This is a genomic window from Bradyrhizobium sp. AUGA SZCCT0283, from assembly GCF_018130385.1.
In the GTDB taxonomy this organism is placed as follows: domain Bacteria; phylum Pseudomonadota; class Alphaproteobacteria; order Rhizobiales; family Xanthobacteraceae; genus Bradyrhizobium.
On record NZ_JAFCLU010000011.1, the window covers coordinates 50,033 to 63,018 of the forward strand.

The 12,986-nt window shown below is 62.7% G+C and carries 12 protein-coding genes; 8 read left to right on the forward strand and 4 right to left on the reverse strand.

All coding sequences use genetic code 11. The features are described from left to right. Positions 1-4 precede the first annotated feature (4 nt). Positions 5-1,468, reverse strand: coding sequence for a caspase family protein (locus tag JQ624_RS16910; protein WP_212420038.1), 1,464 nt, complete (start codon positions 1,466-1,468; stop codon positions 5-7). A gap of 524 nt (positions 1,469-1,992) precedes the next feature. Here JQ624_RS16910 and JQ624_RS16915 point away from each other — a divergent pair. From JQ624_RS16915 to JQ624_RS16925, 3 genes are read left to right on the forward strand one after another with little or no spacing between them, the layout of a single operon-like run. Further along, positions 1,993-2,799 (forward strand): N-acyl homoserine lactonase family protein, encoded by an 807-nt coding sequence (locus JQ624_RS16915; protein WP_212420039.1) that lies wholly within the window; start codon positions 1,993-1,995, stop codon positions 2,797-2,799. Between the two features lie 13 nt (positions 2,800-2,812). Next, positions 2,813-3,694 (forward strand): NAD(P)-dependent oxidoreductase, encoded by an 882-nt coding sequence (locus tag JQ624_RS16920; protein ID WP_212420040.1) that lies wholly within the window; start codon positions 2,813-2,815, stop codon positions 3,692-3,694. Positions 3,695-3,707: 13 nt separating this feature from the next. Then, the gene (locus JQ624_RS16925; RefSeq protein ID WP_212420041.1) at positions 3,708-4,052 is read left to right on the forward strand and encodes a RidA family protein; all 345 of its coding nucleotides are present in this window, start codon (positions 3,708-3,710) and stop codon (positions 4,050-4,052) included. A 235-nt stretch (positions 4,053-4,287) separates the two neighbouring features. On the opposite strand, the gene JQ624_RS16930 is transcribed toward JQ624_RS16925, so the two are convergent. Both JQ624_RS16930 and JQ624_RS16935 read right to left on the reverse strand, forming a co-directional pair. Beyond that, positions 4,288-5,961: an adenylate/guanylate cyclase domain-containing protein gene (locus tag JQ624_RS16930; RefSeq protein ID WP_249129867.1), complete on the reverse strand. Its 1,674-nt coding sequence runs from the start codon at positions 5,959-5,961 to the stop codon at positions 4,288-4,290. Positions 5,962-6,165: 204 nt separating this feature from the next. Next, entirely contained in the window at positions 6,166-6,681 is a 516-nt protein-coding gene (locus JQ624_RS16935) for a MarR family transcriptional regulator (RefSeq protein WP_312014439.1), read from the reverse strand. Positions 6,682-6,817: 136 nt separating this feature from the next. Between JQ624_RS16935 and JQ624_RS16940 the strand changes: the two genes are divergently transcribed. The 5 genes from JQ624_RS16940 (at position 6,818) to fahA (ending at position 12,445) form a co-directional block, all read left to right on the forward strand. Then, positions 6,818-8,431 carry an FAD-dependent oxidoreductase gene (locus JQ624_RS16940; protein WP_212420043.1) on the forward strand — a complete coding sequence of 538 codons (1,614 nt, stop codon included), beginning with the start codon at positions 6,818-6,820 and terminating at the stop codon, positions 8,429-8,431. A 22-nt stretch (positions 8,432-8,453) separates the two neighbouring features. After that, positions 8,454-8,681 carry a DUF2783 domain-containing protein gene (locus tag JQ624_RS16945; RefSeq protein ID WP_212420044.1) on the forward strand — a complete coding sequence of 76 codons (228 nt, stop codon included), beginning with the start codon at positions 8,454-8,456 and terminating at the stop codon, positions 8,679-8,681. Between the two features lie 33 nt (positions 8,682-8,714). Continuing rightward, complete coding sequence (locus JQ624_RS16950; protein WP_212420045.1) at positions 8,715-9,671, forward strand: MBL fold metallo-hydrolase; 957 nt, start codon at positions 8,715-8,717, stop codon at positions 9,669-9,671. Between the two features lie 2 nt (positions 9,672-9,673). Continuing rightward, positions 9,674-11,020: a homogentisate 1,2-dioxygenase gene (hmgA, locus tag JQ624_RS16955; protein ID WP_212420046.1), complete on the forward strand. Its 1,347-nt coding sequence runs from the start codon at positions 9,674-9,676 to the stop codon at positions 11,018-11,020. A 153-nt stretch (positions 11,021-11,173) separates the two neighbouring features. Next, complete coding sequence (gene fahA / locus JQ624_RS16960; RefSeq protein ID WP_212420047.1) at positions 11,174-12,445, forward strand: fumarylacetoacetase; 1,272 nt, start codon at positions 11,174-11,176, stop codon at positions 12,443-12,445. 151 nt (positions 12,446-12,596) lie between these two features. Here the strand turns inward: fahA and JQ624_RS16965 are convergent, their stop codons facing one another. Next, complete coding sequence (locus JQ624_RS16965; RefSeq protein ID WP_212420048.1) at positions 12,597-12,908, reverse strand: DUF1272 domain-containing protein; 312 nt, start codon at positions 12,906-12,908, stop codon at positions 12,597-12,599. Positions 12,909-12,986: the final 78 nt, after the last annotated feature.

Sequence of the window (12,986 nt, forward strand, 5' to 3'; positions counted from 1 at the left end):
ATCGTCACTGCACCCCGTAATCGGCGAATTCCTTGACGATATTGGGGTCCATCGCCTTCGCATTGTTGATATCCAGGTCGCCTTCCGAAATCGAGCCGTTGCGTTTCTTGGCCAGGCCGCGACCATACAGCGACGACGTCAATCTCGGGTTGATCTTGAGCGCCGCGTCGAAATCAGCAATTGCATTCTTGTTCTGGCCGCTCTTCAGGTTGACGAGGCCGCGGCTGTCGAGCGCGTCGACGAAATTCGGTCGCAGCCGCAACGCCTCGTTGCAATCCTTCAGGGCCGCCTGCAGGTCGCCGATCACCGTGCGCGCCCAGCAGCGGTTGTTGAAGGCTTCCACATCCTTCGGGTTCAGCCGCAGCGAATTGTTGAAGTCCTTGATGGCGAGTTCGTAGGCGCCCTTGCTCGCATAGACCTGCCCGCGCCGGTACAGCGCGGCCGCATCGTCCGGATTGTCGTTGAGCTTGGCGGTCAGGCTCTTGATGGTCGGATCGTCGGCAAGCGCGACCGCTATCGGACTGGGGCTCTCCGCCGGCTTGGCCGGTGGCGGGGGCGGCGGAATCGCGGCTTCAACCGGTTTCGCCGCCGCGGGCGGCGGAGGCGGGGGCGGAGGTGTCGGTGCGGCCACCGGGGTGGGGGCAGGCGCAGGAGGCGGCACCGGCGCCGTGGCCACCGGAGTCGGCGGCGGCGGGCTCGCCGGCCGCGGGCCTGAGCCGCTGGGGATGAAGGAGAAATCCTCGGCGAGCGACGACGAAATCCACGGCACCTGTTCCTGGCGCGAGGCGCGGGTCACGCCGACGCGGGTGCGATTCAGCGTTTCCTCCGCCATCAAATCGGGGGTGCGGATTTCCTTCAGCAGCTCTTTCACGAACAGGCTGCGGTCGCTGCCATTGTCGGAAACGACCGACGAGAGCGCGGCCGAATACATCACCAGCGTGCCGTTCGGCGCAATCACCGGCGCAAGGCCGGCGGAAAAGCTGCGGAACCGGCGCTCGAACGGATTGCGCCTGGAGGCGTCGATCAGCGCGATCTTGACGCCGGCGCCGCGGCTGTTGATCTCCCCCAGCACGGTTTCGAGGCTGAAACCGTCACGACGGACGTCCGGTTCGGTCCAGATCTGGGCATCGACGGGGATCATGTAGCTCTGGCGGCTCGACTGCACGCCAAAGCCGGAGAAGAATATCAGCGCGACGGAGCCCGGCTTGATCTTGCCATACAGGCGCTCGAAGGCGCGGCGCATCTGCTCGCCGGTCAGGTTCTCGCCGATATCGACATTGAAACCGTCGCGCTTGAGCTCTTCGGCGATGTCGCGCGCATCGTTGATCGGCTCCTTCAGCGGCGCCTCGGCGTCCGGATATTTCGCGTTGCCGATGACCAGCGCGTAGCGCTCACCGGCTGCGAACGACGGGGCTACCGACGCGACTGAAAAGAACAAAGTTAGGAGCAATGCGAGGCGGATTTTCATAATGACGGCAGTCCAGATCACGGCAGTCCAGCCAAAATAGCGCCGATGCCAGCTCGCGCCGCGGCGACCTTACTCTACGCTTTCGGCATTATCAAACCACGCCCGCTGCCCGTCAACCGCTTGCGATGTCGTCACTAATTGCGACAATTGACCGCGACAGGGGCGGGGCGGACGAACCGAATAAAAGCGTCCGTTGCGACAGAACCACAGCGTGCGGTTTGGCCGGTGCAAACGGTTCCCAATCAGGCCGACAACCCCTTCGCGCAGATACCCGGCTTCGTGTCCCGGACCTGATCGGCATACCCCGCGAAAGCGGGGTATGCAGTACGCCGCAGTCCTCGACTCTATGGCTATCGCCGCCAATGCTGAGTCACCACCTTCGCGGGCGGCAATGTGATCCCTCTCACATAGCGTGCCGAACTGTCGCGCGGCTGTCATTCGCGCGCCGCGTTTGACCTTTGCGGATGACAATGGCTTGTTGCCGGCATCGGCCAATCCAAACATCCAAGAAAAAAGTGACACCGATGGGAAATGCCTACGAAATCTACGCGTTGCGCTATGCGACGATGTCGCCGCGCACCCCCCATTTGAATTTTCTGGTCCCCGATCCGCACGAGACCACGGCGCAGGACCTGGACTATTTCGTCTGGCTGATCCGAGGGGCCGGCCCCGACATCCTGGTCGATACCGGCTTCAATGCCGAAGAGGCGAGGGCGCGCTCGCGCAAGCTTAGCCTCAATCCGGTCGACGCGCTGGCGGACTTTGGCGTTTCGGCCGACACCATCAAGGACGTCATCGTCACCCATTTGCACTATGACCACGCCGGCAATCTCGACCGCTTCCCGAACGCGCGGTTTCATCTGCAGGACCGCGAGATGAGCTACGCGACCGGGCGCTGCATGTGCAACGGCATGCTGCGCCATCCATTTTCGGTCGAGCACGTCACCACGATGGTGCGCCATGTCTACGGCGAGCGCGTCACCTTCCATTCCGGCGATGGCGAGGTCGCGCCCGGCGTGACGGTGCATCGCGTCGGCGGCCATTCCGACGGATTGCAGGTGGTGCGCGTGGAAACGGCGCGCGGGCCGGTGGTGCTGGCCTCGGATGCGGCGCATTACTACGCCAATCTGCAGAAGCGCAGCCCATTTCCGATCGTCTACAATGTCGGCGACATGGCGCAGGGCTGGGAAATCGTCGAACGCCTTGCCGGCCATCCCGACCGTTTCATCCCCGGCCACGATCCGATCGTCAGCGAGATCTATCCGCGCGCCAGCGACAAGGTCGATGCGTTCGCGCTGCATTTGCAGCCTTCGCGATCGTTCGTGAAATAGGTTCAAGAAAACGATGCGAGAATACAAGACTGTCGGCTTCATCGGCCTCGGCGTGATGGGCGCACCGATCTGCCGCAACCTCGTGAAGAAGAGCGGCAAGCGCATCCTTGCCTTTGATCTGTCGCCGGAGCCATTGGCGCGGCTGCGTACCGAGGGCGCCGAGATCGCGGGCTCTGTTGCCGACGTGATCAAGCAAAGTGATTTACTGTTCCTGTGCCTGCCGAGCGCCAAACATGTGCGCGCGGTGTTCGAAGGCGACGGCATTCTGAAAAACATCCGGAGCGGGCAGGTCGTCGTCGATCTCGGCACGTCGTCGGTCAGCCAGACCCGCGATTTTGCCGGGCAATTGCAGGCCAAGGGTGCGTCCTGGGCCGATGCGCCGATCGCGCGCACGCGTCAGGCGGCGCAGGATGGCACGCTCAGCGTGATGGTTGGAGCGACGTCCGCGCTTTACGCCGATATCGAGCCTCTGATCCGCTGCTTTGCCACCGATGTCACGCTCTGCGGCGAGGTCGGCGCCGGGCAGGTCACAAAAATCCTCAACAACATGGTGCTGTTCGAGACCGTCAATGCGCTGGCCGAGGCGGTTGCGGTCGCCAGGCATAATGGCGTCGATCCGAAGCTGCTGCTCGATACGCTTTCAAAGGGCTCGGCCGACAGCTTTGCGCTGCGCAATCACGGCATGAAGGCGATCGTGCCGGGCAATTTTCCGGAGCGCGCGTTTTCAACCGAATATGCGCTGAAGGATCTGTCCTATGCGCTGGAGCTGGCGTCCGACGCGGGCATCAGGATTCGCGGCGCGGAGTTGATGGCTAAGGTGTTGCAGGAAGCCATCGATGCCGGGTCGGGAGACAATTATTTCCCTGTCATCGCGAAGCATATTGGTGGCCGCTAACCGGAGATTCCTGATGATCACTCGCTTTGCCGGGCTCACGCCCACCCGCAGCCGCGCCGTCGCTCACGACGATCTGGTTTTCACGGTGGCCGTCGCGCCCGATCCGGTCAGCTCCTCGATGTACGAGCAGAGTGCAAAGGCGCTCGCCCGCATCGACGAAAGCCTCGCGCTCTGCGGCACGGACAAGAGCAAAATTCTCTCGGCCATCGTCTATATCACCGATATCAAGCGCAAAAGCGAGATGAACCGCGCCTGGGACGAATGGGTCGATACCAGGAATCCGCCGATGCGCGCCTGCATCGGCGTCGATCTCGAACCGCCGCACATCGTGGAGATCGTGGTGACGGCGGTGAAGTGAGCCGGTCAGTAAGGTTCCTTCGCGTCCGCCTCTTCGCTGGTCTGCACCAGATCGAGGCTCGCCTTGGCGAAGGCCGTCGGAGTCGCAGTGGGTCAAAAGCGCCAATCTCGCCTGGCTTTGCTGATGTCGACGTGGTCGCAGGCGGGGCCGGCCGGTTGGGGCCAATTGCTGACTCATGCACCGCAGCAAAAAGGGGCTCTATTCGATCACCTCGTCGGCACAAGCGTGCACAGGCTCATTCGGGCAGCCCCGCTTTCCGAAGCCCCTCAATCAACAGCTTCGAGTTTGATTGGCCGCCCCGGGCGATCCACGCGGATATTGTAAAGGCGGGATCGGTCTCAAGGAGATGCGCCGCCGCCTCACGTGCCTCCGCATCACGTCCGAGATGGGCGAAAGCGGACGCGAGACAGCGATAAGCTGATGCCGCAGAGGGGTTCTGACGAACGGCTTTCTTCCCTGCGGCGATGGCTTCGTCAAAGCGACAAAGCTCAATAAAGGCCGATCCCATCCCAACAAACGACCGGTGTAGCAGCGGATCTACCGGGCTCATGCGAATGGCACGTTCAAAGCTCCGGACCGCTTCCTCCGGCAGCCCGGCAACTTTCAAGACCCAGCCTCTGCAGTTCCATGCGTTAAATGAATTTGGGTTGAGCGCAACCGCCCGGTCTGCCATTTCGATCTCACTTTCGCCATCGCCGACCATGAACGCCGAGGTTATGGAAACCCATGCTAACGTATCTGGATCACCATCATCGATGCTCAATGCCAAGTGAAGAAGCCGAACCGCTTCCTTGCGCTCGAATTCAGGATCGATAGCATAACCCCAAATGACGTTTCGCATATGACAGGCACCTACCAGAGCAGCGGCGAAGCCGAACCGAGGGTCCAGTTCCAAAGCGCGATGAGCCAGTCCTATCGCCTCGGCCAACCCTTCGCGGGTCGTTAGGTAGAACTGCGACATAGCACGGAGAAAAAAATCATATGCGGTGGGGTTCTCTGGTCGCCGCCGCGTCGCGAGTGCAATTTCTGTTTGAAGCAATTTTGGCTGAATGGCTGAGACAACGGCGACCGCCACTTCGTCCTGGAGAGCGAAAACGTCAGTTAGGTCGCGCTCGAACCTGTCTGCCCATATGTGCGCGCCTGTAAGCGCATCAATCAACTGCCCTGTGATGCGAACTTTCCCCGACGCCTTGCGCACAGACCCCTCAAGGACATAGCGCACGCCAAGTCTGCGCCCGACTTCCTTGATGTCGACGGCTCGGCCCTTGAAGGTGAAGCTCGAATTGCGAGCGGTCACGAACAACCACTTAAACCGCGAAAGCGCCGTCGTGATCTCTTCAACCATTCCGTCCGCGAAATACTCCTGCTCGGGGTCGCCGCTCATGTTCTCGAACGGCAGCACGGCGATGGAGGGCTTGTCTGGAAGTGGAGGAGCCGCGCTTATCCTCGCAGTCAGCGCGCTATGCGCTCCCGCGCGCACCGCGTAGGCGCGGACCGGCTTGGCGATGTTCTTGAGCTGCTGTTCGCCCCGGTCCTCGAAGCCGGCGTCCAGCTTGCCTTCGACTTCGCCGTAGACCTTCTCGGACATCAGGATGCCACCCGGATCGGCGATCCCCTCCAGCCGGACCGCAATGTTGATCCCGTCGCCGTAAAGGTCACCGTCTTGCCCAACAATAACGTCACCAAGGTTGAGCCCGACGCGCAACCTCAGGGAACTGCTGCCAGAGGCGAGATGATCCTGTATCTCCACCGCGCATCTCGTGGCGGCCAAGGGACTCGCGAACTCGGCCAGCGCGCCATCACCCGTTGTCTTGATGAGTCGTCCTTGGTGGCGGGAGAGGCTCGGCTCGATCAATTCTCGCTTGAGCCGTTCGAACTCAGCATAGGTCGCTTCCTCGGCGCGTTCCATGAGCGCGGAATAACCAACCACGTCAGCGGCCAGGATCGCCGCTAGTCGCCTCTGAACCCGGTGCTCCGTCACAGCGTCCTCCGAACGACCAGGCAAAGCACGTCGCTGGGACAAGGAGGAGCCTAACACTTTATTGTGGACCTGCGAGCGGCAATCGCGGGAGGGCCCGGTTCCCCCCGAAACTGGACATCAAATACACGCACCTCAATACGCCTCTTTCGCGTCCGCCTCTTCGCTGGTCTGCACCAGATCGAGGCTCTGCTCGATCTTGCCGAGCAGCCGCGCGAAATCGCGCCGCTCCTGCGCGGAGAGGCATGACAGGATTTCCTGCTCCTTGCGCAACAGGCGCGGGATCAGTTCTTCGTAAAGCGCTGCGCCCTTGCGCGTCAGGCGCAGGCGGAATTCGCGGCGGTCGTCCTCGTTCTCGACGCGCTCGACGATCTGCCGCTTCATCAGCGCGGTGACCGCGCGGCTGATGGTGGATTTATGCGTGCGGGTGCACTGGGCGATGAATTGCGCGCTGCAGGCATCGTGGCGGAAGCCGAGCGTCGCCAGCACGCGCCATTCCGGAATATCGAGCCCGTAGCGCGTCGCATACTCGACCGAGAGCGCCGAACTGACCTCAGCGGCGAGCCGGTTGAGGCGGAACGGGACGAATCCGAACAGATCCAGCCTGGCGCTTCGCTTCGACGCGCTCTCTTCTCGCGGGCCGGCAGCCACTTCGCTTGAAGACGCCTTTGGCAAAATCGCTCCAATTTGAGTTGACGCCGGGCCCGGCTCGGGGTTTAAGATAGTTGCAGATGCGACTAATTTAGCAGGGTCGCACGTCCTTGGCTAGTCACAGGGTCGAGCCCGCATGGCACTGACTAATACCCAATTCGGCTATCGTCGCCACCCCGATCAGGATCGGGCGGATGCGAACGTCGCCGAACACGCGATTGTCGTGGTCGGCGCCGGTCCCGTGGGGTTGTCGCTGGCGATCGATCTGGCGCAGCGCGGCCAATCCGTGGTGCTGCTCGACGACGCCGACCGGATCGGCGAGGGCTCGCGGGCAATCTGCTTTTCAAAACGCGCGCTCGAATTCTGGGACCGCCTTGGCGTCGGCCAGCGCATGGTCGACAAGGGCGTGGTGTGGAGCGTCGGCAAGATCTTCCACGGCGAGCAGCAACTCTACCAGTTCAACCTGCTGCCGGAACAGGGTCACAAGCGGCCGGCTTTCATCAACCTGCAGCAATTCTATGCGGAGGCCTACCTGGTCGACCGCGTCGAGGAACTCTCTGCCATCGACCTGCGCTGGCGCAACAAGGTGACGGGGCTCGAGCCGCGCAACGACCATGTGGCTTTGACGATCCAGACGCCGGACGGTCCCTATCGCGTGAATGCGCAATACGTCATTGCCTGCGACGGCGCCCGATCCTCGCTGCGGCAAATGGTGGGCGCGGAATTCGCAGGGCAAGTGTTCGAGGATCAATTCCTGATCGCCGACGTCAGGATGACGGCGGCGTTTCCGACCGAACGCTGGTTCTGGTTCGATCCGCCGTTCCATGCCGGGCGCTCCGCGCTGTTGCACAAGCAGCCCGACGACATCTGGCGGATCGACCTGCAGCTCAATCGCTTTGCCGATCCCGCCGTTGAAAAGCTGCCGGAGAACGTGCGGCCCCGGATCGCGCGCATGCTCGGGCATGACAAGTTCGATTTCGAATGGATCTCGCTGTACAAGTTCCAGTGCCGGCGGATGAACAAGTTCATCCATGGCCGCGTCATCTTTGCCGGCGATGCCGCGCATCAGGTCTCGCCGTTCGGCGCCCGCGGCGCCAATTCCGGGCTCGAGGACGCCGAGAATCTGGCGTGGAAGCTCGATCGCGTGCTGCGGGGCACCTCGCCCGAGACGCTGCTGGAGAGCTATCATACCGAACGTAGTGCGGCAGCCGACGAGAACATCCGCGAGTCCACCCGCTCGACCGATTTCATGGCGCCCAACTCGCACCAGGAGGCGCGGTTGCGCAAGGCGGTGCTGTCGCTCGCCAAGGAAACCGAGTTCGGCAAGCGCATGGTGAATGCGGGGCGTCTCTCGACGCCCTCGACCTACGAAACCCCACTTTCGACCGCCGATCGCGACGCGTGGCGCGGTGGCCCGCGGCCCGGCGCGTCGATGGCGGATGCGCCCGTTGCAGGCCCAGGCGGAGAGTCGACGTTCCTGACAGATGCCTTCATCTCGGCCGGAACGCGGTTCACATTGCTGGAGTTTAGCAATGGTGCGATGCCGGAACGGCCCGAAGGATTGGGCGCGATCAGGATTGGCGGCAAGGATGGTCTGGCCGATTCTGCAGGTCTCGCCGCCGCGCGCTACGACGCCGAGCCGGGCACCGCCTATCTGCTTCGCCCCGACGGCTATGTCGCGGCACGGTTCCGGCATCCGACACGCGAGGGGCTCGATGCCGCGCTGGCGCGTGCCGCAGGCCACAACTGAGGTTTCGAGCTGAGGTTTTCTCATGGCGCTATCGACCGCTTCGAATTTCGCCAAGCCTGACGACGCGTTTCGCGCCATCGTCGAGGCGCATCGGGGCTTGAGCGACGAACAGAGCGCCGATCTCGATGCGGCGCTGGTGCTCGTGCTCGCCAACCACATCGGCGATATCGCCGTTTTGCACGAGGCCATCGCGCTCGCCAAGCGGCGAATGCTCGATGCGAGCCAGCAGCAGCAGCAACAGCAGCAATAATTTACGTCTCGAACGAAGTCAGGAATCGAATTGATGGCCAAAGGTTTCGCGTCCACGACCGATCTGGCGGAGAAGAAGATCACCTTCTCCGAAATCGGCACCGATCTCTACGCGTTCACCGCCGAGGGCGATCCGAACTCCGCTATCATCGTCGGTGACGACGGCTGCCTGGTGTTCGATGCGCAGTCGACACCGGCGATGGCCAACAAGGTGATCGAGCGCGTTCGCACGGTCACCGACAAGCCGATCAAATATGTCGTGCTGTCGCATTATCACGCCGTGCGCGTGCTCGGCGCTTCCGCCTACAAGGCGCAGGGCATCGTGGCGTCGACGGAAACCCGTCGGCTGATCGAGGAGCGCGGCCAGCAGGACTGGGATTCCGAATATGGTCGCTTCCCGCGTCTGTTTCAGGATGCGCAGAGCATTCCCGGCCTGACCTGGCCGACGCTGACCTTCGAGGGCGAGATGTCGATCTATCTCGGCAAGCGTGAAGTGCGCTTGATGCAGCTTGGCGCCGGGCATACGTCGGGCGACATCGTCGCCTGGGTGCCGGACGCCGAAGTGATGTTCTCTGGCGACCTGATCGAATATCACTCGGCCTGCTATTGCGGCGACGCGCATTTGCGCGAATGGCCCGCCACGCTGAATGAAATCCGCGCCTTCAATCCCAAGGCGATCGCGCCGGGCCGCGGCGATGCGCTCAAGGGTCTATCGACCGGGCGCGAGGCGATCGCGATGACGCGCGATTTCGTCACCTCGCTCTATGGCGCGGCGGAAAGCTCGGTTGCCAAGGGCCGCTCGCTGAAGGAGACCATGGCCGCGACGCGCGAGGTGATGGATCCCAAGTTTTCCAGCTTTGCGATCTACGAGCACTGCCTGCCGTTCAACGTCTCGCGCGCGTTCGACGAAGCATCCGGTATAGATGATCCCGTAATCTGGACCGACAAGCGCGACCAGGAAATGTGGGCCGCCCTGCAAGGAGGAGGATGACCATGAATATCAACACCTCGCCTGATCAGATCGTTCGCAGCTCCGCGCAATTGACGCCGGGCTATATGTCCGGCTTCGGCAACAGCTTTGAGACCGAGGCGTTGCCCGGCGCGCTGCCGATGGGACGCAACTCGCCGCAGCGCTGCGCCTACGGGCTCTATGCCGAGCAACTCTCCGGTTCGCCTTTCACCGCGCCGCGCGGCAGCAACGAGCGCTCATGGCTCTATCGCATCCGCCCGTCGGTGAAGCATTCAGGGCGCTTTGCCAAAGCCGATGCCGGGTTGTGGCGCACCGCGCCGTGCCATGAGCAGGAGATCATGGTCGAGCAGTTGCGTTGGGATCCGGCGCCGATCCCGAAGGAAGACATGACCTTCCTGCAGGGTGTGCAGACCATGACGACAGCGGGCGATGCCAACACCCAGGCCGGCATGGCCGCGCATGTCTATCTCATCACCAAGTCGATGGTCGATCAGCATTTCTACAATGCCGATGGCGAGATGATGTTCGTGGCCCAGCAGGGCAATCTGCGGCTCGTCACCGAGTTCGGCCGCATCGATATCGAGCCGGGCGAGATCGCCGTGATTCCGCGCGGCGTGAAATTCCGCGTCGAGATTCCGGCAGGGCCCGCGCGCGGCTATCTCTGCGAAAACTACGGCGGCGCCTTTACGTTGCCGGAGCGCGGGCCGATCGGCGCCAATTGCCTCGCCAATTCGCGCGACTTTCTTACCCCTGTAGCCAGCTATGAGGACAAGGACACGCCGACCGAACTCTACGTGAAATGGGGCGGTTCGCTGTTCAAGACCACGCTGCCACATTCGCCGATCGACGTGGTGGCGTGGCACGGCAATTACGCGCCCTATAAGTACGATCTGCGCACCTTCTCGCCGGTCGGCGCCATCGGCTTCGACCACCCCGATCCCTCGATCTTCACGGTGCTGACCTCGCCATCGGAAACCGCCGGCACCGCGAATATCGATTTTGTCATCTTCCCGGAGCGCTGGATGGTGGGCGAAAACACCTTCCGTCCACCCTGGTATCACATGAACATCATGTCGGAGTTCATGGGCCTGATCTACGGCGTCTACGACGCCAAGCCGCAAGGCTTTACCCCCGGCGGCATCAGCCTGCACAACATGATGCTGCCGCACGGCCCCGACCGCGAGGCCTTCGATCACGCCAGCAATGGCGAGTTGAAGCCGGTGAAGCTCGCCGGCACCATGGCCTTCATGTTCGAAACGCGCTTCCCGCAGCGTGTCACCGCGCACGCGGCGAAATCGGCGACGCTGCAGGATGACTACGCCGATTGCTGGAAGGGACTTGAGAAGCGGTTCGATCCGAACAAGCCGTAGAGTCACACTTGCCGTCATTCCGGGGCGCGCGAAGCGCGAGCCTGGAATCCATTTCTCCGTCGGCTTACGTGGCCCAATGGATTCCGGGCCTGCGCCTTCCGGCGCATCCGGAATGACGATGGGCAGAGCGCGTCCAAAACTCGGCAGGAAACCATGCCCCATCCTAACGACCCCAAACTCCGCTCCTTCATCGACGTCGCGCCCGATTCCCATTTCCCGATCCAGAATCTCCCCTACGGCGTGTTCTCCGCCAAGGACGGTCTCGCCCCGCGCGTTGGCGTTGCGATCGGCGACTACGTGCTCGATCTCTGGCAGCTTGCGCAGGATTGCCGCTTCGATGTCGTCGAACCCGCGGTGTTTGCCGCGCCGCAGCTCAACCCGTTCATGGCGCTGGGGCCAAAAGTGTGGTCGAGCACGCGCGCGAGGATCAGCGAGCTGCTGCGGCACGACCATCCCGAACTGCGCGACAATGAAAGCTCGCGCAAGCGCGCGCTGGTGCCGATGGCGGATGTCAAGCTGCATCTGCCATTCGCGGTCTCCGGCTACACCGATTTCTACTCGTCCAAGGAGCACGCCACCAATGTCGGCGTGATGTTCCGCGGCAAGGACAGCGCCTTGCAGCCGAACTGGCTGCACATGCCGATCGGCTACAACGGCCGTGCCTCGACCGTTGTCGTCAGCGGCACACCGGTGCGCCGGCCGCGCGGGCAGTTGAAGCCGCCGACGGCTGACGTGCCGAGCTTTGGTCCGTGCAAGCGGCTCGATTTCGAACTTGAAATGGGCGTGGTGGTCGGCCAGCCGTCGGTGATGGGCGAAATGCTGACCGAGAAGCAGGCCGAGGAAATGATCTTCGGGTTTGTCATTCTCAACGACTGGAGCGCGCGCGACATCCAGCAGTGGGAGTATGTGCCGCTCGGGCCTTTCCAGGCCAAGGTGTTCGCGACCTCGATCAGCCCGTGGGTGGTGACGCGCGAGGCACTGGAGCCGTTTCGGTTGCACGGCCCCGCGCAGGATCCAAAACCGCTGCCCTATCTGCAGCAGACGCAGCCGAACAATTACGACATGGCGCTTGAGGTCGGCTTGCGCGCGGCGCAGATGAACGCGCCCAGAAACATCAGCCGCACCAATTTCAAGTACATGTACTGGTCGTCGGTGCAGCAGCTCGTGCATCACGCTTCAAGTGGCTGCGCCATGAATGTCGGCGATCTCTTGGGGAGCGGCACCATCTCCGGTCCGGAGAAGGACCAGCGCGGCAGCCTGCTCGAGATCAGCTGGAACGGCACCGAGCCGGTCGAGCTGGCGGCCGGCGTCAAGCGCTCGTTCCTGGAGGACGGCGATTCGCTCGTCATGCGCGGCTGGTGCCAGGGCGACGGCTATCGCGTCGGTTTTGGCGAGGTCGAGGGGACGGTTTTGGCGGCGGAGTAACGCTCTCTCCCCGTCATTGCGAGGATCCGTAGGGTGTGCAAAGGAGCGAAGCGACGTGCCCACCATCCATCAGCCGCGGAGCCGGGGGACGGTGGGCACACTTCGCTTTGCCCACACGGCATCTATCGCTCCTCGCAATGACGCGGATGGCTCACCGCTCCTGCGGCGGAATATCCCGCAAGCGCGCCGAATGTGCCGCAACATCCTCGACACTGTATTTCAGATGCACCCGCTTATCCGACGGCAACTGCTTGGTGACGCACACGCCCGGCCGCCGCTCGGTCGCGGGGCGGATCGGCCGCGGCGCAAAGCCGCCGCCGCAGTTCGGGCAGACATTGTGCAGCTTGTTGTCCACGCAATCCGCGCAGAACGTGCATTCGTAGGAACAGATCCGCGCATCTGTCGCGTTCGGCGGAAGGTCCTTGTCGCAATATTCGCAGTTCGGCCGGAGTTGCAGCGCCATCGTCGTCTCGTGATGTGATTCCCAGGGATCATCGCAAATCGGGCCGAAAACGCGAATGACAAATTTCCCTCGAATCGG

Excerpts from the sequence above, each read along its gene's own strand:
- JQ624_RS16965 (WP_212420048.1), bottom strand. The coding sequence starts at position 12,908 with ATGGCGCTGCAACTCCGGCCGAACTGCGAATATTGCGACAAGGACCTT.
- fahA (WP_212420047.1), top strand. The coding sequence starts at position 11,174 with ATGCCCCATCCTAACGACCCCAAACTCCGCTCCTTCATCGACGTCGCG.
- JQ624_RS16915 (WP_212420039.1), top strand. The coding sequence starts at position 1,993 with ATGGGAAATGCCTACGAAATCTACGCGTTGCGCTATGCGACGATGTCG.
- JQ624_RS16925 (WP_212420041.1), top strand. The coding sequence starts at position 3,708 with ATGATCACTCGCTTTGCCGGGCTCACGCCCACCCGCAGCCGCGCCGTC.
- JQ624_RS16910 (WP_212420038.1), bottom strand. The coding sequence starts at position 1,468 with ATGAAAATCCGCCTCGCATTGCTCCTAACTTTGTTCTTTTCAGTCGCG.
- JQ624_RS16950 (WP_212420045.1), top strand. The coding sequence starts at position 8,715 with ATGGCCAAAGGTTTCGCGTCCACGACCGATCTGGCGGAGAAGAAGATC.
- JQ624_RS16940 (WP_212420043.1), top strand. The coding sequence starts at position 6,818 with ATGGCACTGACTAATACCCAATTCGGCTATCGTCGCCACCCCGATCAG.
- JQ624_RS16920 (WP_212420040.1), top strand. The coding sequence starts at position 2,813 with ATGCGAGAATACAAGACTGTCGGCTTCATCGGCCTCGGCGTGATGGGC.
- JQ624_RS16945 (WP_212420044.1), top strand. The coding sequence starts at position 8,454 with ATGGCGCTATCGACCGCTTCGAATTTCGCCAAGCCTGACGACGCGTTT.
- JQ624_RS16930 (WP_249129867.1), bottom strand. The coding sequence starts at position 5,961 with ATGGAACGCGCCGAGGAAGCGACCTATGCTGAGTTCGAACGGCTCAAG.
- hmgA (WP_212420046.1), top strand. The coding sequence starts at position 9,674 with ATGAATATCAACACCTCGCCTGATCAGATCGTTCGCAGCTCCGCGCAA.